We start from the raw sequence: 22,462 nt of genomic DNA, 5'->3' as shown, positions 1-22,462 counted from the left end.
CACGTCAGGATCAGGTCTTCTTGCGGAACTTGGCGACCGCGAGCGGTGCCGTGACCAGAGTGATCACCGCCGCCCAGCCGAGCGTCATCCACACGGAGTGGGCGACCGGACCGCCGTTGATCAGATTCCGGGCCGCGTCCGCGAGGTTGGACAGCGGGTTGTAGTCGGTGAAGTTCTGCAGCCAGCCGGGCATCGTGGCCGGCGGGGCGAAGATCGACGAGCCGAACTGCATAGGCATGAGTACGAGCATGGCCACTCCCTGGACGGCCTGGGCCGTCTTCATGGTGAGACCGAGCAGGATGAAGATCCACATCAGGGATGCGCCGAAGACCATGGACAGGCCGACCGCCGCGAGCAGTTCGAGCACCGAGGTGTGGATCTGCAGGCCGAGCAGGAAGCCCATGCCGAGCAGGATGGTCGTGGCGACCATCATGCGGCCGACCTCGACCACGATCTTCGCGATGAGGACGGACGACCGGGCGATCGGCATGGACCGGAAGCGGTCCATCACGCCCTTCTTGAAGTCGTCGTTGACGCCGGTGCCGACAGCCATGGCGATGTTCATGCCCATCATCGCCATCATGCCGGGGACCACGTAGTTGACGTATTCCTGCTGGTTGCCCTTGCCGGAGATCGCGCCGCCGAAGACGTACACGAACAGCAGAATGAAGACGATCGGCATCAGCACGGCGTCGAACATCGACTCCGGGTCCTGCTTGATCTGCAGGGCGTTGCGGCGCACCAGCGCGCCGATGTGCCGCATATTGCCCCGCAGGCCGATCCGGCCCTCGCCGGCCGGCGTGTTCTTGACCGGGGCGGGCGCGGGAGCGGACGACTGAGCGGTGGTGGCAGTTGCCGTACTCATGCGGCTACCTCCTCGGGAATCGCGTCGGACACAGGCGTCTTCTCGCCCGTGATGGCAAGGAACACTTCGTCCAGGCTGGGCAGATGGGTGCCGATGTGGGCGATGCCGAACCCGTGTGTGCCCAACAGGCCGACGACGGCGGTCAGTTGCGTATCGCTCAGGATCGGGACGTACAGCAGACCCTCGTCGGGCACGACCGTCGCACCGGCGATCCCGTCGAGGCCGGACTCGCCGAGCGCACGGGCCATGGCGGACAGCTGCGCGGGATCGCTGGGCCGGATCTGCAGGGTGCGGCCGCCGACCTTCGCCTTGAGTTCGTCGACGCCGCCGCTGGCGATGACCCGCCCGCGGTCGATGACCGTGAGCTCGCTCGCCAGCTGCTCGGCCTCCTCCATGTACTGGGTGGTGAGCAGTACGGTCGCCCCCTCCGCGACCATCCGCTGCACCTCGTCCCAGACCTCGTTACGGGTCCGTGGGTCGAGGCCGGTCGTCGGCTCGTCCAGATAGAGCACGGCCGGGCTGCCGATCATCGAGGCGGCCAGGTCGAGCCGCCGCCGCATACCGCCGGAGTACTGCATGACGGGCCGCTTGGCCGAGTCGGTGAGCGAGAAGCGCTCCAGCATCTCGTCGGCCCGGCGGCGGGCGTCCTTGCGGGCCAGATCGAGCAGCCGCCCGATCATGTAGAGGTTCTCCCAGCCGGACAGCTTCTCGTCGACCGAGGCGTACTGGCCGGTGAGTCCGATGGTGCGGCGCAGCTGCCGCGGCTGCTTCACCACGTCGTACCCGGCGACGACGGCATGGCCGGCGTCCGGGGTGATGAGGGTGGAGAGGCAGCGTACGAGCGTGGTCTTGCCGGCGCCGTTGGGGCCGAGGACACCGAGGACGGTGCCCTCACGGACATCGAGGTCCACACCGTCCAGTGCCTTCGTGTCGCCGTAATGCTTTACGAGGCCTCGTACCTCGACGGCGTTCTTGTCGATTCGCGTCATGCCGTCAACGATGACGGGCGTCACCGACAAGCCGCCGACAGGCTGCCGACAGGCGGGCGACGTCCCGCCGACAGCCGCGACCTAGCAGGTCAGGAGCCCGCCGACTTGGCGTAGGCGACGAAACCGACCCAGTCGAGTGCGACGACGGTCTCGTCGCCGACCACCCACGCGTCGTGGCCGGGCTGGACGTCGAAGAAGTCGCCCTGGCGTATCTCGTCGGTCTCGCCGTCGTTCATGACGACCTTCATCCGGCCGCCGAGGACATAGCCCACATGGTGCGACTGGCAGCTGTCGGTGCCGACGATGGGTTTGACGTGCTTGGACCACTGCCAGCCCGGCTCGTACACGGCCCGGCCGACCGGCGGACCGCCTTCGGTGCTGAGGAGGTCGAGCCTCCCGGTTCCCTCCTTGAAGGGACGGGTCTCTTCCGGGGAGTCGAAGGTCTTGCGCACGATTCCGGCCATGACGACCGCCTCCCGGCGGGGCGTGAGGGAACCCCGAGTTGCACCTTCCAGGCTACGCCGGGGCCCGGGCCCCCGACGCCGGACAGCCCGCCGATGGGGGATGTCGGCGGGCTGTCGGTGGTGCCGGAGGTGGCTCAGTGGAAGGTGTGCTCCTCCTGCGGGAACGCCCCGCCGGCCACATCGTCGGCGAAGGCCTTCGCGGCGTCGCCGAGCGTCTGGCGGAGGTTGGCGTACTGCTTGGTGAAGCGCGGCACCTTGCCGCCCGTCAGGCCCGCCATGTCGGTCCAGACGAGCACCTGGGCGTCCGTGTCGGGGCCCGCGCCGATGCCGATGGTCGGGATGTTCAGGCTGCGGGTGACCTCGGCGGCGACCTCCGCCGGGACCAGCTCGAGGACGACGGCGAACGCGCCCGCGTCCTGCGCGGCCTTGGCGTCGCGCATCAGACGGTGGGCCGCCTCGTCGCCGCGCCCCTGCACGCGGTAACCCATGGTGTTGACGGACTGCGGGGTCAGGCCCAGATGCGACATGACCGGGATACCGGCCTGTACCAGCAGCTCGGTCTGGCCCAGCGAGCGCTCGCCGCCCTCCAGCTTGACCGCGCCGACGCCCGCGTCCTTGATCAGCCGGGTGGCGTTGCGCAGGGCCTGGACGGGGCCTTCCTGGTACGAGCCGAAGGGGAGGTCGCCGACGACCAGGGCACGCTTGGTGCCCCGTACGACGGCTGCGGAGAGCAGGGTCATCTCGTCCATCGTGACGGGCACGGTGGTCTCGTAGCCGAGATGACAGTTGCCCATCGAGTCACCGACGAGCACGACCGGGATGCCGGCCTCGTCGAAGACCGATGCGGTCATCGCGTCGTATGCGGTGAGCATCGGCCACTTCTCGCCTCGCTCCTTGGCGGTGGCGATGTCGTGGACCGTGATGCGGCGAGTGCCCTTGCCGCCGTACAGCGCCTTGCTGCTGTCGGTGGGCTTCTGGGCAGCCTGAAGCGTCATGGCTAACGGCTCCTTCGTCATCTCGAGGCGCCCTGACGGCGTCCCCGGATCAGCTCCATGGTGGCACCTCGTGCCGCCCGGGCGGAAGGGGACCCGTTCATTCGGTAAAGTGTTCCTATACGAGACGGTCTCGTATCGAAATGGGGCTAGGCTGAGGACCATGTCGACTCCGTCCGGCGCACCTGCCGTACCCCGCCTGCCTGAGGCCGTCCACCGCAGACGATGGGCGATCCTGGCCGTCCTCATGTTCAGCCTGCTCATCGTCGTGCTGGACAACTCGATCCTGAACGTGGCGGTCAAGACGATCGCCAGCCCCGAGCCCATCGGCATCGGCGCCACCCAGAGCGAGCTGGAGTGGGCGATCAACTCCTACACGCTCGTCTTCGCCGGACTCCTCTTCACCGCGGGACTCTTCGGCGACCGCATCGGGCGCAAGAAGGTGCTGCTCTTCGGCATCGTCGTCTTCGGTGCGGGCTCGGCACTCGCCGCGTTCTCCGGCTCGCCCGGCGAACTCATCTCGTTCCGCGCGGTGATGGGCTTCGGCGCGGCCTTTGTGATGCCCTCGACGCTCGCCGTCCTGATGAACGTCTTCGAGCGGGACGAGCAGCCCAAGGCGATCGGCATCTGGGCCGGCGGCGTGGGCCTCGCCATCGCCATAGGGCCCATCACCGGCGGACTGCTCCTCGAGCACTTCTGGTGGGGCTCGATCTTCCTGGTCAATGTCCCGGTCGTGATCATCGCCCTGATCGCGATGACGATCCTGGTGCCCGACTCCAAGGACCCGAACCCCGGCCGCATAGACCCGCTCGGCGTGGTCCTCTCCGTCATCGGCCTGGTCCTGCTGGTGTACGGAATCATCCGAGGCGGCGAGCTGGCCGACTTCACCGCGCGATCCTCGTTGCTCCCGCTGATCGGCGGACTTGTCGTACTCGCGGGCTTCGTCCTGCACGAGAAGCGCAGCGACCATCCGGCCATCGACATCGCGTACTTCAAGAAACCGGCGTTCGCGGCCGCCGTCGCCGCCATAGCGCTGGTCTTCTTCGCGCTGATGGGCGTGACCTTCTTCTCGGCCTTCTATCTGCAGAGCGTGCGCGGCTACAGCGCGCTCGATGCCGGACTGCTGATCCTGCCGCTCGCCGTGGCCCAGATGGTCTTCGCGCCGCGTGCCAGGCTCGTCGTCGAACGCTTCGGCGCGCGGGCCGTGTGCACGGCCGGAATGTTCATGGTCGCGGTGGGGCTGGCCGCGTTCGCGACGTTCGACCAGTCGACCCCGCTGTGGGTGCTCGAAGTGGTCTTCTTCGTGCAGGGCGCGGGAATGGCGCACATCATGCCGCCGGTGACCGTTTCGGTGATGCAGGCGCTGCCGCGCGAGAAGGCCGGTTCGGGCTCTGCGGTCAACAACACCTTCCGGCAGGTGGGCGGCGCACTCGGCGTCGCCGTGCTCGGCTCGCTGCTCTCCACGCAGTACCGCGAGGAGATCGAGGGACACCTCGGGATGCTGCCGAGCGGTGCCAGGCAGGCGGCGGGCGAGTCGATCGAGGCGACGCTCGGGGTCGCCTCGAAACTCGGCCCCGCGGGCAAGTCGCTCATCGCCCCCGCGAACGAGGCCTTCCTGAGCGCCATGCATCTGACGGCGCTCGCCTCGGCGGGCGTGGCGATGGTCGGCGTGATCGTGGTCCTGCTCTTCCTGCCCGGCGGCAGGCCCAAGACGGCACCGGCGGCCGATGCCCAGCCGGAGAGGGAGAGCGCCGAACGCTGAGCGGTGGCACTGGGAGCCGTCAGCGAGAATGACGGCGATGACGACGGAGAGAGGCGGAGCGGACGTGCCAGTGAGGGAGCACCAGGACAACCACGGCCCCAAGGCCGCGCGCCCGGGCGAGCCCGTTTCTGCCACGGCGTCCGCCTCGCCTCCGGCGTCCGGTTCCGCCGCGGCCTCCGGCGTACCGGCTTCCGCGGCGGCGTCCGCCGCGCCCGCCACCGCCGGTCGGCGCGGGCGGCCCCGCAGTGAGGCGGTCGAGCGGTCGATCGTCGAGGCCGTCGTGCATCTTCTCGAAGAGGGCGTACCTCTCTCCGAGCTCTCCATAGAGCGCATCGCCCGCACCGCCGGCGTCGGCAAGGCCACCATCTACCGCCGCTGGGAGGGCAAGGAGGCCCTCTTCGTCGGTGTCGTACGGTCCATGGAACCCGTCGACCCGCCGCTGCCCGGCACCTCCGTCCGCGACGATCTGGTCGCGATGGTCGAGATGCTCCGCAAGCGCGGCCTCGCGAAGCGCTCATCCGCCCTCCTGCACAACGTCTTCGCGCAGATGCAGAGCTATCCCCAGCTGTGGGACATGTATCACCACACCTCGGTCGCCCCGCGCCGCGAGCGGATGGACGAGGTCCTGCGGCGCGGCATCGCGAACGGCGAGATCCGCGCCGACCTCGACTTCGATCTGCTGGGCGATCTCTTCGTCGGTCCGATGCTCGTACGCACCGTGCTGCGCCCCGAAGGCACGCCCCAAGAGGGCAGCGCGGAACGGATCGTCGACGCGGTTCTCCAGGGCGTACGCCCGCCACGCTGAAGCGCCCTCAACCGCCGTTCGGGTCGCTGCCCGAAGTGTGCGGGTTCTGTCACAGCGCCCCCACCTGGCCCGATACCAGGAACCCCGCGCGGCGTCCTGTCGTCATCGAGGCAGAACGGCCGTCCGGCGACGGCGGCTGACCGCCCGCCATCGCCTAGTGTCGACGGCGAGGTTGGTGTGACGGCAAGGCAGTGAGGAAAGCTCCATGGTGCAGGCGTACAAGACGGAGACCGGTAACGGCAGCCCCCGTGACGGGCGCACCGGAGCCCGGTTCCGGAGCCTGCTCGACGGCTGGCGCGGCGATCCGGGCATCTGGCGGCGCGGCATCGTGCTCGCCGCACTCGCCGTACTGATCGCCCTGTTGATGATCCTGCACGCGCAAGTCCCCAACCGCATCGGCAACCTGGGCAGTCTCAGCGAGACCTTTCTGCCATGGTTCGCCGTGTTCATCCCGGTGATCCTGGTCGTCGCCGTGCTGCGGCGCTCGGCGACCGCGCTGATCGCCCTGCTGCTGCCGACGATTGTCTGGCTCAACCTCTTCGGCGGCCTGATCGCCGACAAGTCGGGCGGTGGCGGCAATCTCACCGTCGCCACGCACAACGTCAACGCGGGCAACCCGGACCCCGAGGGCACGGCCAAGAAGGTCGCCGCCTCGGGCGCGGATGTGCTCGCGCTGCAGGAGCTGCCGGTGGGTCAGGTCTCCGCGTACGAACAGGCGCTGGCCGGGACGTACAAGTACCACTCCGTGCAGGGCACGGTGGGGCTGTGGAGCAAGTACCCGATGACCGACACCTCGCCCGTGGACATCCGGCTGGGCTGGACCCGCGCGATGCGCTCCACCGTGCGGACGCCCGAGGGCGCGGTCGCGGTGTTCGTCGCCCATATGCCGTCTGTGCGCGTCAAGCTCAACGCAGGCTTCACCGCCAACCAGCGCGACAACAGCGCGGACGCGCTGGGCGAGGCGATCGCCGAGGACCGGACCGGCAGGGTCGTGCTGCTCGGCGACCTCAACGGCACCATGAACGACCGCTCGTTGAGGTCCATCACCTCCCAGATGCGCTCCACACAGGGCGCGGCGGGGGACGGCTTCGGCTTCAGCTGGCCCGCGTCGTTCCCGATGGCGCGGATCGACCAGATCCTGGTGAAGGGCGTCGAGCCGGTGTCCTCCTGGACGCTGCCGCAGACGGACAGCGACCACCTGCCGATCGCGGCGCGCATCAAGCTCTGACGTACACACTCCGGGCGGAGCCCTCGCAAGGGGTCCGGGGCGGAGCACCGGTTATGTGACGGCAACCACGTGTTCACCGGGGGGAACAATCCCCGTGCGAGGATTTGTTCCGAAGGAGAACTAACCTCGGAAGGGCACTCCATGCCGCTCGCGCTCCTCGCGCTCGCCGTCTCCGCCTTCGGTATCGGCACCACCGAGTTCGTGATGATGGGCCTGCTGCCCAATGTCGCGGACGACCTGCACACCTCCGTCCCCACGGCCGGCTACCTCGTCTCTGCGTACGCGATCGGCGTCGTCATCGGCGCCCCGCTGCTCACCGCCCTCGGCTCCCGCATCCCGCGCAAGCGGATGCTCCTGCTGCTGATGGCGCTCTTCGTCGTCGGCAACCTCGCCTCCGCCCTCGCCCCCGGCTTCGGCTGGCTGGCCGCGGGCCGCGTGCTCGCCGGGCTGCCGCACGGCGCGTTCTTCGGGGTCGGAGCGGTCGTCGCGGCCCGGCTCGTCGCGGACGGGCGGCAGGCGCGCGCCGTGGCCACGATGTTCCTCGGTCTCACCGTCGCCAACATCGTGGGCGTACCGGCCGCGACCCTGCTCGGCCAGCACCTCGGCTGGCGGGCCACCTTCCTGGTCGTCACGGTGATCGGCCTGATCGCGATGGCCGCGCTCGCCCGGCTCGTCCCGTACATGCCCCTCGACGCGCACCAGAGCGTCGGCCGCGAGCTGCGCGCGCTCGGCCGCCGCCAGGTGCTGCTCGGCCTGCTCACCGCGGTCTTCGGCTTCGCCGGTGTCTTCGCCGTGTACTCCTACCTCGCCTCCATGACGACGGAGGCCATGGGCTTCGGCGAGTCCTCCGTGACCCTGGTCCTCGCCCTCTTCGGCATCGGCATGACGCTCGGCGCACTCGCCGCGGGCCCGCTGACCGACCGGGCGCTGCGCCCCACGCTGTACGCATCGCTCACCGCTCTCACCCTGGTGCTGGTGCTCTTCCCCTTCACCGTGCACATCCAGTGGGCGGCACTGGCAACGGTCGTCGTGCTCGGCGCGGTCGGCTTCATGACCACCACACCGCTGCAGATGCTGGTCATGCAGAAGGCGAAGGATGCCCCCACCCTGGCCTCCGCCTCCAACCACTCGGCCTTCAACCTCGCCAACGCGGGCGGCGCCTGGCTCGGCGGCGTGGCCATCGCGGCGGGCTGGGGCTGGACGTCCCCGGCCCTGGTCGGCGCTGCCCTCACGGTCGTCGGCCTGGTGATCGCCGCGACGGCCGGGCTCATGGACCGTACGACGAAGGGGGCCTCCCGCGTCATCGCCGCGGGAAGCCCCCGTATCTCGGATCAGCAGGTCAGTGCGTCGTCTCCCGCCAGCGGTTCGTGATCGGCAGCCGCCGGTCCTTGCCGAAACCCTTCGCCGAGATCTTGGTGCCCGGCGGGTACTGGCGCCGCTTGTACTCAGCCGTGTCCACCATCCGCAGCGTCTTGGCCACCAGCTCCTCGTCGAAGCCGGCCGCCACGATCGCGTCCTTGCCCTGGTCCCGGTCGACGTACAGCTCCAGGATCCGGTCCAGTACGTCGTAGTCCGGCAGCGAGTCGGTGTCGACCTGGCCGGGGCGCAGCTCCGCGCTCGGCGGCTTGGTGATCGAGGCCTCCGGGATCGGCGGGGTCTGCCCGCGCTCCTCGGCGGCCCGGTTGCGCCAGTTCGCCAGCCGGAAGATGGACGTCTTGTAGACGTCCTTGATCGGCCCGTACGCGCCCACCGAGTCGCCGTACAGCGTGGAATAGCCCACCGCCAGCTCGGACTTGTTGCCCGGCGCGAGCACGATGTGGCCCTCCTGGTTGGAGACCGCCATCAGCATCGTGCCGCGCAGCCGCGACTGGAGGTTCTCCTCGGCGAGGCCGGTCAGGGAGAGCGAGCTCATGTACGCGTCGAACATCGGCTCGATCGGTACGGTGCGGAAGTTGAGCCCCGTACGGCGGGCCAGCTCGGCCGCGTCGCCCTTGGAGTGGTCCGACGAGTACTTCGATGGCATCGAGATGCCGTACACGCTCTGCGCGCCGAGTGCGTCGCAGGCGATCGCCGCGACCAGCGCGGAGTCGATGCCGCCGGACAGGCCGATCAGTACCGAGCGGAAGCCGTTCTTGGCGGCGTACGCGCGCAGGCCCACGACCAGCGCCGAGTAGACCTCCTCGTCGTCGTCGAGGCGCTCGGCGTAGCCGCCGGTGAGCTCCGCCTCGTACGGCTTGAGGGGCTCCTCGGAGATGACGACGCGCTCGATGCGCAGCCCGTCGTCGACCACGCCCGTCGGCGGCTCGGCGGCGGCCGCGGGGAGCTCCAGATCCAGTACGACGCTGCCCTCGGCGAACTGCGGGGCCCGCGCGACCACTTCACCGGCCGCGTCGACCACGATCGAGTCGCCGTCGAAGACCAGCTCGTCCTGCCCGCCGATCATGGCCAGATAGGCGGTGGTGCAGCCCGCCTCCTGGGCGCGCTTGCGCACCAGCTCGAGGCGGGTGTCGTCCTTGTTCTGCTCGTACGGCGAGGCGTTGATCGAGATCAAGAGCCCGGCCCCGGCGGAGCGGGTGGCCGGGACGCGGCCGCCGTCCTGCCAGAGGTCCTCGCAGATCGCGAGCGCCACATCGACGCCGTGCACGCGGATCACCGGCATGGTGTCGCCCGGCACGAAGTAGCGGAACTCGTCGAAGACGCCGTAGTTGGGCAGGTGGTGCTTGGCGAAGGTCAGCACCACCTCGCCGCGGTGCAGCACGGCCGCGGCGTTCTGCGGCGAGCCCGCGGGCTGGCCGTAGCGGGGCTGGGCCCGCTCGGAGCGGTCGAGGTAGCCGAGGATGACCGGCACTTCGCCGAAGCCCTCCTCGTCGAGGCGTGCGGCGAGCGCGCGCAGGGCGGCCCGGGACGCTTCCACGAAGGACGACCGCAGGGCCAGATCCTCGACGGGATAGCCGGTCAGCACCATCTCGGGGAAGGCGACGAGATGCGCCCCCTGCTCGGCGGAGTGCCGGGTCCAGTGCACGATCGCCTCGGCGTTGCCGGCGAGATCGCCGACGGTCGAGTCGATCTGATTCAGAGCGAGGCGTAGTTGAGGCACGCGGCTCAGTGTAATCGTCTTTCTGACGCGATGTCCGGGTGGGGAGATGTGGGGCGCCCCACGTAGCGTGGCGGGGCGCCCCTGGGTGCTACTTCTGGTAACCGAGCACCGTCATCATGCCCGACTCCGAGTGGTAGACGTTGTGACAGTGGGTCATCCACAGACCCGGGTTGTCGGCGTCGAAGTCCACCGACAGTGAGCGGTTCGGCAGCAGGTTCGCGGTGTCCTTGCGGGGGCCGTCCGTGAAGTTCGCCAGGGTGAAGGTGTGGCCGTGCAGGTGCAGCGGATGCCACATCCGTGTGCCGTTGGTGAAGACCAGCCGGACCCGCTCGCCCGCCCGGACCGGCTGGCGCTGGTCGGGGGTGTAGGGCTTGCCGTTGAAGGCCCAGTTGTACTGCGCCATATTGCCCGTCAGCCGCAGTTGGATCGTGCGATCCGGCTTGCGTGCGGGAAGGGCGACGGACGCGTCCGCCTTGAGCCGGTTCGGAGTCACGATCCTGCCGGACAGCTCCTTCGGGCGCACGGATGCGGTGGGTGCCGTCCCGCCGCCTGTGCGGAGCAGCGCCATCGCGGCCGCCTTCCTGCCCTGTGTCTCCTTGCCCTCCGCGACAGCCGTCAGCGGGAAGACGCCGTTCCCCGCGGTGACCAGCACGTCGTACCGCTCGCCCATGCCCAGGAGCAAGGCGTCGGTCGTGGCGTGCTGGACGGGGTAACCGTCGGTGTGCGTGATCGTCAGCTCATGGCCGCCGAGCGCGACCCGGAACGCGGTCTCCCCTCCGGCATTGATGATCCGCAGCCGGATCCGGTCGCCGGGCCTGGCGCGGAAGGCCGAGGGTGCACCCGCCGTGCGGCCGTTGATCAGGTAGTACGGATACTCGATGTCGCCCGCTTCGTTGCCGAGGTGATCGCTGCTCGCGCCCGTCATGATCCGGGACGGGCCCTTCGCCGTAGCGGTCGGGGACGGCCCGTCCGCGCCCGAGTGCCCGGGCATGCCGTGCCGCAGCTCCGCCAGCACGGAGTCCGGCGTGGAGCCGTCGACGCCGTCGAGCCAGTCGTCCAGGACGACGACCCACTCCTTGTCGTACTTCAGGGGCTCCTTCGGGTCCTCCACGATCAGCGGGGCGTACAGCCCGCGGTCCTGCTGGACGCCCGAGTGCGGATGGAACCAGTACGTCCCCGGGTGGGGGACCGTGAAGCGGTAGTCGAAGGACGCGCCCGACTTGATGGGGCTCTGGGTGACGCCTGGGACGCCGTCCATGTCATTGCGCAGGGCGATGCCGTGCCAGTGCAGTGACGTGGACTGCGGCAGATGATTGGCCAGCGTGAGCGCGAGGGTGTCGCCCGCGGTGACGCGGACCTCCTGGCCGGGCAGCCGGTCCCCGTACGCCCAGGACTTGACCGTGAGATTGCGGCCGAGCTCCAGCGGGGTGGGCGTGGCGGTCAGCTTTACCGTACGGACCGGGCCCGATCCCCTTTTCGCCTCGGCGGCGGCGACCTCCGGGCCGTCGGGGGTGACATAGCCCCCGGGGGTCGCCTCCGGGGCGCCGTGGTTCATCGATCCATGGTCCATGGACGACGATCCGGAGCAGGCGGCCAGAACTCCCGTGCCGGCGGCGGCGATTGCGGCACCGAGCACGGCGCGGCGGGTGTGGGGAGTGGGTTGCGTGTGGTGAGTGTGCATGACTGTGAGCACCTCGTGGTGTGTGGTGATGCGTGCAGATGGGCGCGTCTGCTGCTTCTGGTACACCGCTCGAAGCGCGGAGGTTCCCAGGCAGCCGGGCCCACTTCTAGATCCGCAGCACCGACAGCCTGGCGAGGAGGGTCTTACGGGGAGGCGGGTTGGGCCGCAGCGCGCGGAGTATCCGGGCGTGGCAGGCCGCGAGCAGCGCGCCGGGGTCGGTCCGCAGCAGCCAGGCGGCGAGCAGGATGAGCGTGAAGGTGTCCAGCACGGCGAGACAGACGGTCATCGGGTCCATGCCCATGCTGGGCAACTCCGGCCCGGCGTTGGGCAGGTCGGCGCTGTGCCGCTGCCCGGTGGACGCTGTGGCGACGGGGCCCGCCGCGTCGGCGATCGCGTTCGCCGGGTGCACCGTCGCTGTGCGGGCCGCCCGGTTCAACGGGTCCGTCATCGCCGCCGGGTGCGCCGCGTCCGCCGGGGCCACACGGGCCGCCGGGTGCGCCGGGGCCACATCGGCCGCCGGGGCGATCGCGTCCGCCGGGCCCGCCAGGTGCGGTGCAGCCCCGCCCCCGTGACCCGGAACCGGGTGGCCCACCGTGTGCATCGTGGCGATCCCGAACAGCAGCGCCGCGAACAGCATCAGCTGTCCGAAACGCGCACGCCGAGCGATGACCATGGGCCGCAGCCTACCCCCACCCGGTATGCGTCAACGTGCGGGCCACACCGGCCGCGCCGATCCTGAGCCGATGCTCCGACGTGGTGCGCGGCCCGCCGCTACGGCTGGTGGCCGCCACTGGCCCGTACCGGCCCGGTGCTCGTCGTTCTCGAACTGGCCGCCACCGTCTGGGCCCTGGCCGCCATCGCCGCCTTCCAGGCGGGCCGCGGCACCTGGTCCCTGGGGGCCGGACAGCGGCTCCAGATCTTGTTCGTGGCAGGCTTGCCGGCGGTGCTCGCGCTGTCCCTGGCGCGGGAGGCGGCGAAGGAGTCCCGGTGGCGTTCGTACGAGTGGGTGACGTGCCGCATCATGTGGTCGTCGAGGGCAGCGGACCGGTCTGCGTGCTGAGCGCCGGACTCGCGATGAGCTGGTTCGACTGGGACCTCGTCGTCCCGCTGCTCGCACCGCACCGCACCGTCGTCCGCTTCGACCGGCCCGGACACGGACTCAGCGGCCCGGCCGCCGTGCCGCCGTCCGCGACGGGAGAGGCCCACCGCATCGCGGGCGTACTGGACGCGCTCGGCCTGGACGGGCCCGCCGCCGTGGTCGGGCACTCGATCGCCGGGTTCCACGCCGAGGCCTTCGCCCGGCTGCACCCCGCCCGTACCGCGTCCGTCGTCCTCGTCGACTCCTCCGTCGAGGAGCACGCGCGCGTGCCCGCCGCGCCCGCGGTGCGCACCGCCGCCGCCCGGGCGCTCGGCACCGCGCTGTCCGCCGCCGGAGTGCCCGCAGCCCTCGGCCCGCTCACCCGCCGGGCGATGGTCCGCCTCTCCCGGACCGGCGGCGGCGACCCGGCCCCGGCCGAGCTCGTACGCCGCTGCTACGCCACCTCACGGGTGCTGCAGGGCGGCCTCCTGGAGAACACCCACTACCGCGCGGTCGCCGCCGAACTCCTCGCCCTGCGCGAGCGGTACGCCCTGCCCGACGTCCCGGTCACCGTGCTCGCCGCGAACGCCTCCGGGGAGCGCTGGCTCGAGCGGCAGCACGCACTCGCCAAGCTGCTCGGCGCCCGCTTCGAGACGGTCGCGCCGGCGGGCCATCTGGTCATGCTGGACCGCCCGGACGCGGTTGCCCGGGCGGTCCTCGACGGACCGGCCGAGGCCAGCGGCGGACGATTTGCAGGGGAGGCGCTGCCTTAGGGGGTCGCGTAGACCTGCTCCACCCAGGCGTGGATCTGCTCGTCGCTCAGGTGCTGGGCCAGATCGGCCTCGCTGATCATCCCCACGAGCCGCTTGTTCTCGATCACCGGAAGCCGGCGGATCTGGTGGCCCTGCATCTCCTGCAGCACCATGTCCACGTCGGAGCCCGCGTCGATCCAGCGCGGGGTGCCCTTGGCCATGTCGCCCGCGGTGACCTGTGCCGGGTCGTGGCCCATGGCCACACAGCCGATGACGATGTCCCGGTCCGTGAGGATGCCGCAGAGCCGTTCGTTGGAGTCGGCTATGGGCAGCGCGCCCACATTGAGCTGCCGCATCAGCTGCGCGGCCCGGTCGAGGGTTTCGTTCGCGGGGATCCACTGGGCCCCGGGGTGCATGATGTCTCTGGCTGTGGTCATGGCTTCGTACCTCCTGGCGTGCCTTGACGGCCCGAGCGAACCCATTGTCATTGGGCCGTTGGGAGTACGCGACCGCAGCAGGTGGAACGGGTGGAAGGAGCCCTCGGACATGGCACGGCTGACCCTGCGGATCACCGGCCGCGAACTGCCCGGCAGCGTCTGCGGCGAGTACCGCCACATCCACGTCGGTACGCAGCGCGGCAGGGAGCCCGACCAGCTGGTGCCGGCCGACGCGGCGGAGGCGGTCTTCGAGATCCCCGTCGAGACCGTCACGGCGTCCGACGGCACGGCCGACTTCCGCGGCCCGTACGTCCAGGGGCGGCGCGGTGAGCGCTTCGTCTATCTGACCTGGGGCGAGCTCCCGCCGGGCGGAGAGTTCGCGATGTTCCGGCGGGCCAAGCTCTTTCTCGCCGACCTGCCGGACGAGGCGCTGTCGGGCGGCGCGGTCGAGACGGGGCTCGGGCTGACGGACGGCGCGGGCATGCCACTGTGTGCGGCGGTCCGTCCGCCCCGGATCACCTGGCGGTTCACCGGGGCGGACAGAAGCTGAGCTTGTCCGAACGGGGCCTAGGGGGTGTCGTTCGGATCTTGCCGGGCTCGCGTGCCCTGGCACGGCACTCCCCCGTAGTCCTTCGGGCGCGGGAGGTGCCCCCATGCTGCGTTGTCGTCAGTCGCCGACGCTCCGCGTCGGCTCTCCCCCTGCCTTCGGCGGGGGGACCCCCATCCTCCGCCTTGCGATCGCACGCACCGCAGTGACATCAGCCGCTCCGCGGCGGGCCGCTCACTGATCCGGCCTGATCCAAAAGACACCCCCTAGGACGTACGGACCTCCGCGCCGCGCTTGTGCAGGAGGTCCACCATCAGTTCGACCTCCGAGCGCTGCGCCGCCACCATGCCCTCGGCGAGCTCCTTCTCCGGGCCGACGGTGCAGAGCTTCACACAGCCCTCGGCCATCGAGATCCCGCCGTTGTGGTGGATGATCATCAGCTGGAGATACTCGATCTCGGCCTGCTTGCCACCGGCCTTGCCCAGCCGGTCCAGATCCGCCCTGGTCGCCATGCCCTGCATCAGGGCACCGTCCTTGGCCTGATGCCCTGAGTGGCCCGTGTGAGCGGAGTGACCTGGGTGAGCACCTTCCTGCGCCATCCAGGCCATCGGCTCACTGTCCGCCGACACCTTCGGCAGCCCCCACAGATCCAGCCAGCCCAGCATCATGCCCCGCTGGTTGGCCTGCGTGTTGGCGATGTCGTACGCGAGGCGGCGCACCTCGTCGCCCTGCGTACGGTCCCGGACGATGAAGGACATCTCCACCGCCTGCTGGTGATGGACCGCCATGTCGCGCGCGAAGCCCGCATCGGCCGAATCCGTCGACGGCGTACGGGACTTGGCGTCCCCGCCGCCGCCCGCCGACGCCACCGTGGCGGCCCCGGCGAAGAGCAGCGCGAGCACGACCGCGGTGATCGCGGCCCAGTGCGTACGTGTCATACGGATCACTTGCCGCCCAGTCCGTTGGTGCACGCGGCGCCCGGCTCGGGAGTCTGCGCGCCCTGCACGTACTTGGTGAAGAACTGGCTCACGCGCGGGTCGCTCGCGCTGTCGACCGTGAGCTGCTTGCCCCAGGCGCTCAGCATGATCGCCCCGGCCTGGTCCTTGACCGGGCTCATCAGCGTGTACGGGGTCTTCTTGACCTTCTCGCTCAGCTTGGTCACGTCGGCGGCCGGGGCCTTGTCGTTGTACGTCACCCAGACCGCGCCGTGCTCCAGCGAGTGCACGGCGTTCATGTCGGGGACCGCCTCCTTGTAGACGTCGCCGTTGCAGTTCATCCACACCTGGTCGTGGTTGCCGCCGACCGGCGGCTTCATCGGGTAGGTGACCTTCTTGGTGACGTGCGTGCGGCCGAGCTTCTTCACGTCCCAGCTCTTCTCGCCGCTGACGGGAGCCTTGGCATCTGCGGCCTGCTGGTCCTTCTTGTCCGACTCCTTGTTGAGCGCGTACACGCCGAAGCCGACGAGACCGGCCACGACGACACCGCTGACGGCGATCGTGATGATGCGGCTGCGGCGCTCGCGGGACTGCTCGGCGCGGCGCATCTGCTCTATTCGGGCCCGGCGGTCGTTGGTGCGGGAAGCCATGGTTGTCGTCCTTCGTCAATGAAGTGATCAAGGGGGCTGTGGGGGAGGCGGGACCGTCAGGGTCAGGTCCGCAGCACTTGAAGGACGTGAAGGCTCGGAGCGCGCGGCCGCGCTCCCGAGCGGGGCAGCGCGGCCGCGGGCGGCGGAGCGCCGATGTGCGGGGGTTGCGTCCCGGCCTCGACCGGGGCGTCGAGCGGGGGCGCGGTGAGCACGGCCGGCGTGACCAGCGGCAGCAGGCCGCAGCCGCCGTTGTCGTACGGACAGGTGTACTCGGTCGCCACACCGCCGGACGCGGACGAGGATGCGGACATGTCATGCTCGGAGGGCGGGCTCAGACAGATGAAGAGCACGCCGAGGAGCGTCGCCACGGCACTCAGCAGTGCCATGGGACGCGCGGTGCGCGCGATGTGGTCGAGCCGGGGACCCCCCATGGGCGCAGATCGTAGTGTGCGGGCGCGTCGGGCACCTCATACGGGGCCGCTAAAGCGCCATCGCGGTCTACGGGACGGTTGAGAGGGGCCTCAGGGTCGTCACGGCGTATGCCCTGACACACAATGGGCTCAGCCGGTACAGATGCCATCGGGGGTGGCGCGCAACGCGCCTGAAACCCACGGATGGCATGCTCGTGCGGAGCAGGCGGCTTGACCAGCAAGGATGGGTGGAAATGGATAAGCAGCAGGAGTTTGTGCTCCGTACGCTCGAGGAGCGCGACATCCGCTTCGTGCGCCTGTGGTTCACCGATGTGCTCGGCTTTCTGAAGTCGGTCGCGGTGGCCCCCGCCGAGCTGGAGCAGGCTTTCGACGAGGGCATCGGCTTCGACGGCTCCGCGATCGAGGGCTTCGCGCGGGTCTACGAGTCCGACATGATCGCCAAGCCGGACCCGAGCACGTTCCAGATCCTGCCGTGGCGGGCCGAGGCCCCGGGCACGGCGCGGATGTTCTGCGACATCCTGATGCCCGACGGCTCGCCGTCCTTCGCGGACCCGCGGTACGTACTGAAGCGGATCCTCGCCAAGACCTCCGACCTGGGCTTCACCTTCTACACCCACCCGGAGATCGAGTTCTTCCTGCTGAAGGACAAGCCGCTGGACGGCACCCGGCCCACCCCCGCAGACAACTCCGGCTACTTCGACCACACCCCGCAGAACGTCGGCATGGACTTCCGCCGCCAGGCGATCACCATGCTCGAATCCATGGGCATCTCGGTGGAGTTCAGCCACCACGAGGGCGCGCCGGGCCAGCAGGAGATCGATCTGCGGTACGCGGACGCGCTCTCCACGGCCGACAACATCATGACCTTCCGCCTGGTCATGAAGCAGGTCGCGCTGGAGCAGGGCGTCCAGGCGACGTTCATGCCGAAGCCGTTCAGTGACTACCCGGGCTCTGGGATGCACACCCACCTCTCCCTCTTCGAGGGAGACCGGAACGCCTTCTACGAGTCGGGCTCGGAGTACCAGCTCTCCAAGGTCGGCCGATCCTTCATCGCGGGCCTGCTCAAGCACGCGGCGGAGATCTCTGCCGTGACGAACCAGTGGGTCAACTCCTACAAGCGCATCTGGGGCGGCTCGGCCCGCAGCGCGGGCGCGGGCGGCGAGGCCCCTTCGTACATCTGCTGGGGCCACAACAACCGCTCGGCGCTGATCCGCGTCCCGATGTACAAGCCGGGCAAGACGGGCTCGGCCCGCGTCGAGGTCCGCTCGATCGACTCGGGCGCCAACCCGTATCTGACGTACGCGGTGCTGCTTGCCGCGGGCCTCAAGGGCATCGAGGAGGGCTACGAGCTCCCGGCCGGCGCGGACGACGACGTGTGGGCGCTGTCGGACGCGGAGCGCCGCGCGATGGGGATCGAGCCGCTGCCGCAGAACCTGGGCGAGGCGATCGCGCTGATGGAGCGGAGCGAGCTGGTCGCCGAGACGCTGGGCGAACATGTCTTCGACTTCTTCCTGCGCAACAAGAAGCAGGAGTGGGAGGAGTACCGCAGCGAGGTCACGGCGTTCGAGCTGCGGAAGAACCTGCCGGTTCTGTAGCCGCCGCCAGGTCTGATTCCCTGAGGATGCGAACCGCGCGGTGTGCGGTGACCCTGGAGGTGTGGGGGTCCATTCGGCGAGGAGGATGACCGAATGTCCATGATGGACAAGCTCAAGAGCATGCTCAAAGGTCACGAGGCACAGGCCGACAAAGGCATCGACAAGGGCGGTGACATGGCCGACGACAAGACCCAGGGCAAGTACAGCGGTCAGGTCGACCAGGCCCAGGACAAGATGAAGGACCAGTTCGGCACGGGTGGCGAGGACAGGCCGCCGCAGACCTGACCGGGGCAGCGACTGGGGGCGCGGACGCGGTAATCGGCGTCGCGCCCTCAGTTGCTCTCGGCCGTGCTGGGACGCAGCGCCTCGTACAGCGGCTTCGTACCGCGTACGCGGTACTCCTGCACCGCCCAGCCGTTGCCGTCCGGGTCCGCGAAGTGCATGAAGGTCCCGCCGTCCCCCGGTGCGATCTCGACGGGGCCGGAGACGTCCACGCCACGCTCGACGAGCTCGGCGTGGGCCGCTTTGATGTCCGCGACGACGAGTTGGAGCCCGGCGTAGGAGCCGGGCTCGGGGCCGCCGCCGGGGCCTCCGATGCCCTCGCCGATGACGATCGAGCAGCCAGAACCGGGAGGCGTCAGCTGGACGATGCGCATCGTCTCGGTGACGCGGGTGTCGACGTCGACCTTGAAACCGAGCTTGTCGCGGTAGAAGTCCCGGGACCGGTCCACGTCCGAGACGGGGACCACGATCACTTCGAGCGTCCAGTCCATGCCGGGGCCTCCTGGGGCGGTCAGCGGTTGGCAGTTGGCGGCGTGCGGTCAGCGGTCCGAAAGCGGCGCAGGCGCTTCCTGGATCACCCAGCCGTTGCCGTCCGGGTCCTGGAAGAACAGGAACGAGTTCCACGTCTGGCCCGGGCCGTCCTCCCAGCCCCTTTCGCCCACGTGCTGGATCTCGCTGACGTCCACCGACCGTTCGACGAATGCCGCGCGGGTCGCCGCAATGTCCGTCACGCACAGTTGGAGGCCGTGGAGCGAGCCGGGGGCCATGGGGGTCTGGCCGGGACGGTCCGGGAGGCCGCTGCCCATGGAGACGGAGCAGCGCGAGCCCGGCGGGGTCATCTGGATGATGCGGATCCCCGGGGCCACCTCCTGGTCGAGGTCGACGTTGAAGCCACAGCCCTCCTCGTAGAACTTCTTCGACCGGTCGAGATCCGTGACCGGGATCATGATCACTTCAAGCGTCAGTTCCATCGGTGCCATCGGTGGAGCTCCTCTAGTCGGTGAACTGCCAACGGGTCTGGCTGTACGGGCTCTTCGCGAAGCCGAATGCCGTGCGAGGCTCCACGCGGAAGACCAGGGCCGTGCCGCCTTCGTGCACGAACTCGCCGTCGCGGACCTCGAAGGTCCAGTCCGCGCCGTACTTGTCGACGTAGGCGTCGGCCAGCGCGCGCAGTCGCGTCTCGTCGCTCACGCGCGCCGCCGTGCCCTCGATCACCAAGTCGTTGCCCTCGTCGAGGGCATTGGCACCGGTGGTGAGGACCACCTCCTGATTGTCGCGGAGGTTCTTGGCCTTGCGCTCGTCGGCGCCGGTGCAGAAATGCAGCCCGCCGTCGTGCCACACCGCGATCAGCGGGGTGACGTGCGGACGGCCCTCGGGGCGCACGGTGGACAGCCAGAAGATTTCGGCGGCGCGCAGGCGCTCGACCGCCTGGGACCAGTCGGCAGCGGCGGCCTTTTCGTCGCTGTAGCGGGGGTCAAGCTTTGTGAGTGGCTGGGTTACGGGCATGGTGCGGTCCTCTCCATCCGGGGATCACCGAATGTGTAGACCGCGAGCGGCGTCCCTATTCATCGGTCGGGCTCATCGCCCGACTTCGCCGGCCCGCGGGCAGCCAGTGCAGACGGGCGTCCAGGCCCACAGCCGCGAAGCCGGCGCCGGCCCCAGTCCTTACGCCTGCCGGTGCGCCCACGAACAGCGAGCCGCCCGACGTCCACGTCGGCACTCCCGTACCTGTCCGCGCCGTGCCCGGTACGCCGGTGCGGGAGCGGACCGCGAGCAGGGAGTTGTCCGGGCCCGAGACGCTCACCGGGCCGAAGCCCGCGAGCCCGCCCAGGTCTGCGACGGGGGAGACCGTGGTGCCCGAGAAGCGGGCCGTGCGGACATCGCCCGCCACCGGCTTGCGGAACCACAGCCGTACGCCGTCGCCGTCCCGGCCCGTGCTCAGCGTCAGCGTCGTCGGCGGCAGGCCGGTCGCGGCCGGGCCGGTCAGGGGTGCCCCGGGCTTCGGCTGGGTCCAGGAGACCACTGATGCGGGTGTGCTGAGGAAGACGTACTGGCGGCCACTCGCGTCCGTCGCCGCGACCGGGTCGCCGTGCAGGTTCCGGCCGCCCCGCGCCTGCCACGGTGTCCAGGAGCCGTCCGGCCGCTGCGCGGTGGAGCTGAGCGAGTGGCCGCCGTTGCGCAGGAACACGGTCATCCGCCCGGCGTCGTCCACCGTGACGGCCGGGGCGCTGACGTCGGAGGTCCCTGAGGCGTCGTCGCGCTCGGGGGTGCCCAGCGAGCGCCACGGCCCGAACGCGCCGTCCGCCCCGCCCTGCACCGCCGTCACGACGTCCCTGCGGTAGTCCTCCGGACCGTCCCCGAGCGTCGTACGCGTGCCGAACACGGCGATCCGGCCGTCCGGCAGCCGCACCGACGTCACACCGCTGTCGAGCCCCTCGCCCGCAAGGAGCCGAGGGCCGGTCCAGGCACCCTTCGCGCCGGGCGCCTTGTGCCAGACCGCCAGCCGCTGGTCGAGCACCGAGAACGCCCACAGGCCGCCGTCCTTGCCCGGCTGCACCCAGGACGTGGATTCACCGCGGGTGTAGCGGACGGACTGCGCCCAGCCGTGCCCGGCGGGACGGGCCGCCACCTTCAGGTCTCCGCAGCCCGCCGGGTCGCCGCATTGGTTCTCTCCGTCGAGCCCGTCCAGCCAGGCGTACGTCTTCAGCGTGCGCAGCTTGGCGTCGGCGGTGGCCGGGTCCAGGGTGTGCGGGAGCCCGCTGGTGAAGTAGCCCAGGTAGTTCTGGACGCTGAAGGCGGGACGGCCGGGGGAGTGGGCGTACTGGGTGAGCGCGGCCTGCACAAACCGCGCGCCGTACATGTGGTCCTGGTGGTCGGAGACCTTGCCGGGCCCATCTGCCGTGCCCGGCTCTTCTATGCGGCCCGGGGTCGGGTCCTGCATCCGTACATGGGTGGGCCGGAAGCGGTCCAGGAGACCGGCGATCGTGTCGACGACCTCCTGCTTGGTGTAGCGGAAGCCCCGCCCGACCGGAGTGCCGGAGGCGAGCTGCGAGCCGAGCGTGTCCACGCGGCCGTCCCACAGGCCGTGCAGGCTCTTGGGCCGGTCGCCCGCTATGGAGCCCGCCTCGTGCAGCTGCACCCATACGAGATTGACCTCGGGCCGGGCCTTGAGGGTGTCGAGCTCTGCCCTGCCGCCGCCCGCGGTGGGGATGGTGGCACGCTGCCAGGGGCTGGTGCGGTTGCCGGTGGCCATCTCGGCGTACGCGGCGCGGATGCCGTTCTGCCGGGCCTCCGCATAACGGGCCTTGTCGGCCTTCGGCTGCGGGTCGTCCTTGCGCGCGTTCACGCCGTCGGACTCGCCCGCGGTGAGATACACGGAGGTGAGGCCGCGCCCGGAGGCGACTGACTGGCTGGTGTCCGGGTTCATGAAGAACAGATCGTCGTCGGGGTGGGCGACGATCTGCATCACCGCCGCGCCCTGCGGACGGGACGGCGGGATCAGCTCCTCCCGTACGTCGGAGGTGGCCACCTCGGCGCCGACGAGGCAGGCGGTCCCGACGAGCGGGGCCAGGATCATGGTCGCCGTCAGGCCACGACGGGACAGCAGGGCGGAGCGGCGGGGCCCGGACGACAGCATGCGGTTGTGCCTTCGGTTTTCAGGGTTCAAGCGGATCTGACCAGCGCGGATCGATACTCGACGTGCTGATCGGGCAAGAAGACGGAAATATCGAGCATGCGGTTCATTGGCCCCGAAAGCCGAACAACATGGTGAATGTCACGCCGCGGCCGGTCGTCGGGCCGGACGGCCGCGGATCACGAGGATCCTGTTCACGCCCCGGCGGCTAGGCTCGAATCCGTACCTTGATCGGGCA

General features: G+C 70.0%; 23 protein-coding genes and 1 pseudogene. 9 read left to right on the top strand and 15 right to left on the bottom strand.

All coding sequences use genetic code 11. The features are described 5' to 3' along the window. Nucleotides 1-10: 10 nt before the first annotated feature. From ABZS64_RS00370 to panB, 4 genes are all read right to left on the bottom strand, one after another. A complete protein-coding gene (locus tag ABZS64_RS00370; protein ID WP_355821473.1) occupies nt 11-865 on the bottom strand; it encodes an ABC transporter permease in 855 nt (284 codons plus the stop codon). Beyond that, nucleotides 862-1,854, bottom strand: coding sequence for an ATP-binding cassette domain-containing protein (locus tag ABZS64_RS00365; RefSeq protein WP_355821471.1), 993 nt, complete (start codon nt 1,852-1,854; stop codon nt 862-864). The genes ABZS64_RS00370 and ABZS64_RS00365 overlap by 4 nt, the downstream gene beginning before the upstream one ends. Nucleotides 1,855-1,943: 89 nt before the next feature. Further along, nucleotides 1,944-2,318, bottom strand: a complete 375-nt coding sequence (locus ABZS64_RS00360; protein WP_355821469.1) for a cupin domain-containing protein — start codon at nt 2,316-2,318, stop codon at nt 1,944-1,946. Nucleotides 2,319-2,452: 134 nt separating this feature from the next. Continuing rightward, nucleotides 2,453-3,313 carry a 3-methyl-2-oxobutanoate hydroxymethyltransferase gene (gene panB, locus ABZS64_RS00355; protein WP_355821467.1) on the bottom strand — a complete coding sequence of 287 codons (861 nt, stop codon included), beginning with the start codon at nt 3,311-3,313 and terminating at the stop codon, nt 2,453-2,455. Nucleotides 3,314-3,473: 160 nt separating this feature from the next. Between panB and ABZS64_RS00350 the strand changes: the two genes are divergently transcribed. From ABZS64_RS00350 to ABZS64_RS00335, 4 genes are all read left to right on the top strand, one after another. Beyond that, entirely contained in the window at nt 3,474-5,072 is a 1,599-nt protein-coding gene (locus ABZS64_RS00350; protein WP_355821465.1) for an MFS transporter, read from the top strand. Nucleotides 5,073-5,109: 37 nt separating this feature from the next. Continuing rightward, nucleotides 5,110-5,877, top strand: a complete 768-nt coding sequence (locus ABZS64_RS00345) for a TetR/AcrR family transcriptional regulator (protein ID WP_355821463.1) — start codon at nt 5,110-5,112, stop codon at nt 5,875-5,877. Nucleotides 5,878-6,082: 205 nt separating this feature from the next. Further along, the gene (locus tag ABZS64_RS00340; RefSeq protein ID WP_355821461.1) at nt 6,083-7,105 is read left to right on the top strand and encodes an endonuclease/exonuclease/phosphatase family protein; all 1,023 of its coding nucleotides are present in this window, start codon (nt 6,083-6,085) and stop codon (nt 7,103-7,105) included. A gap of 141 nt (nt 7,106-7,246) precedes the next feature. Next, nucleotides 7,247-8,476, top strand: coding sequence for an MFS transporter (locus ABZS64_RS00335; RefSeq protein WP_355821459.1), 1,230 nt, complete (start codon nt 7,247-7,249; stop codon nt 8,474-8,476). Here the strand turns inward: ABZS64_RS00335 and ABZS64_RS00330 are convergent. The 3 genes from ABZS64_RS00330 to ABZS64_RS00320 form a co-directional block, all read right to left on the bottom strand. Then, entirely contained in the window at nt 8,445-10,202 is a 1,758-nt protein-coding gene (locus ABZS64_RS00330; protein ID WP_355821457.1) for an NAD+ synthase, read from the bottom strand. The two genes, ABZS64_RS00335 and ABZS64_RS00330, sit on opposite strands and share 32 nt — an antisense overlap. 88 nt (nt 10,203-10,290) lie before the next feature. Then, nucleotides 10,291-11,883 (bottom strand): multicopper oxidase family protein, encoded by a 1,593-nt coding sequence (locus tag ABZS64_RS00325; protein ID WP_355821455.1) that lies wholly within the window; start codon nt 11,881-11,883, stop codon nt 10,291-10,293. 106 nt (nt 11,884-11,989) lie between these two features. Continuing rightward, the gene (locus ABZS64_RS00320) at nt 11,990-12,556 is read right to left on the bottom strand and encodes a hypothetical protein (protein ID WP_355821453.1); all 567 of its coding nucleotides are present in this window, start codon (nt 12,554-12,556) and stop codon (nt 11,990-11,992) included. 87 nt (nt 12,557-12,643) lie between these two features. Between ABZS64_RS00320 and ABZS64_RS00315 the strand changes: the two are divergent. Together ABZS64_RS00315 and ABZS64_RS00310 are read left to right on the top strand one after the other, a co-directional pair. Then, a pseudogene (locus ABZS64_RS00315) lies at nt 12,644-12,943 on the top strand (hypothetical protein); the annotation flags it as partial. Next, a complete protein-coding gene (locus ABZS64_RS00310; protein WP_355821451.1) occupies nt 12,871-13,734 on the top strand; it encodes an alpha/beta hydrolase in 864 nt (287 codons plus the stop codon). The pseudogene ABZS64_RS00315 and the gene ABZS64_RS00310, both read left to right, overlap by 73 nt. Here the strand turns inward: ABZS64_RS00310 and ABZS64_RS00305 are convergent. Then, nucleotides 13,731-14,150, bottom strand: a complete 420-nt coding sequence (locus tag ABZS64_RS00305) for a CBS domain-containing protein (protein ID WP_355821449.1) — start codon at nt 14,148-14,150, stop codon at nt 13,731-13,733. The genes ABZS64_RS00310 and ABZS64_RS00305 overlap by 4 nt on opposite strands. A 109-nt stretch (nt 14,151-14,259) precedes the next feature. Between ABZS64_RS00305 and ABZS64_RS00300 the strand changes: the two genes are divergently transcribed. Further along, nucleotides 14,260-14,700: a DUF5990 family protein gene (locus tag ABZS64_RS00300; RefSeq protein WP_355821447.1), complete on the top strand. Its 441-nt coding sequence runs from the start codon at nt 14,260-14,262 to the stop codon at nt 14,698-14,700. Nucleotides 14,701-14,963: 263 nt separating this feature from the next. On the opposite strand, the gene ABZS64_RS00295 is transcribed toward ABZS64_RS00300, so the two are convergent. The 3 genes from ABZS64_RS00295 to ABZS64_RS00285 all read right to left on the bottom strand — a co-directional run bounded on the left by ABZS64_RS00295 (nt 14,964) and on the right by ABZS64_RS00285 (nt 16,713). After that, nucleotides 14,964-15,635, bottom strand: coding sequence for a DUF305 domain-containing protein (locus ABZS64_RS00295; RefSeq protein ID WP_355821445.1), 672 nt, complete (start codon nt 15,633-15,635; stop codon nt 14,964-14,966). Nucleotides 15,636-15,640: 5 nt separating this feature from the next. Continuing rightward, nucleotides 15,641-16,282: a DUF3105 domain-containing protein gene (locus ABZS64_RS00290; protein WP_355821443.1), complete on the bottom strand. Its 642-nt coding sequence runs from the start codon at nt 16,280-16,282 to the stop codon at nt 15,641-15,643. Nucleotides 16,283-16,344: 62 nt separating this feature from the next. Next, the gene (locus ABZS64_RS00285; protein ID WP_355821441.1) at nt 16,345-16,713 is read right to left on the bottom strand and encodes a hypothetical protein; all 369 of its coding nucleotides are present in this window, start codon (nt 16,711-16,713) and stop codon (nt 16,345-16,347) included. Between the two features lie 233 nt (nt 16,714-16,946). Here ABZS64_RS00285 and ABZS64_RS00280 point away from each other — a divergent pair, with 233 nt between their 5' ends. Continuing rightward, nucleotides 16,947-18,308 (top strand): glutamine synthetase family protein, encoded by a 1,362-nt coding sequence (locus ABZS64_RS00280; RefSeq protein ID WP_355821439.1) that lies wholly within the window; start codon nt 16,947-16,949, stop codon nt 18,306-18,308. Between the two features lie 93 nt (nt 18,309-18,401). Further along, nucleotides 18,402-18,593, top strand: coding sequence for an antitoxin (locus ABZS64_RS00275; RefSeq protein WP_355821437.1), 192 nt, complete (start codon nt 18,402-18,404; stop codon nt 18,591-18,593). A 47-nt stretch (nt 18,594-18,640) separates the two neighbouring features. Here ABZS64_RS00275 and ABZS64_RS00270 read toward each other — a convergent pair whose 3' ends face one another. From ABZS64_RS00270 to ABZS64_RS00255, 4 genes are read right to left on the bottom strand one after another with little or no spacing between them, the layout of a single operon-like run. Then, nucleotides 18,641-19,081, bottom strand: a complete 441-nt coding sequence (locus ABZS64_RS00270) for a VOC family protein (protein WP_355821435.1) — start codon at nt 19,079-19,081, stop codon at nt 18,641-18,643. A 48-nt stretch (nt 19,082-19,129) separates the two neighbouring features. After that, on the bottom strand, nt 19,130-19,561 hold the full coding sequence (locus tag ABZS64_RS00265; RefSeq protein ID WP_355822069.1) for a VOC family protein: 432 nt from the start codon (nt 19,559-19,561) through the stop codon (nt 19,130-19,132). Nucleotides 19,562-19,583: 22 nt separating this feature from the next. After that, complete coding sequence (locus ABZS64_RS00260; RefSeq protein ID WP_355821433.1) at nt 19,584-20,096, bottom strand: pyridoxamine 5'-phosphate oxidase family protein; 513 nt, start codon at nt 20,094-20,096, stop codon at nt 19,584-19,586. A 55-nt stretch (nt 20,097-20,151) separates the two neighbouring features. Next, a complete protein-coding gene (locus tag ABZS64_RS00255) occupies nt 20,152-22,227 on the bottom strand; it encodes a PIG-L family deacetylase (protein WP_355821431.1) in 2,076 nt (691 codons plus the stop codon). Nucleotides 22,228-22,462: the final 235 nt, after the last annotated feature.

Source organism: Streptomyces sp. NPDC005408, assembly GCF_040606445.1.
Classification (GTDB): domain Bacteria; phylum Actinomycetota; class Actinomycetes; order Streptomycetales; family Streptomycetaceae; genus Streptomyces.
The sequence above is the reverse complement of the archived record's forward strand: the minus strand, read 5'-3'. Positions and strand labels throughout refer to the sequence as shown.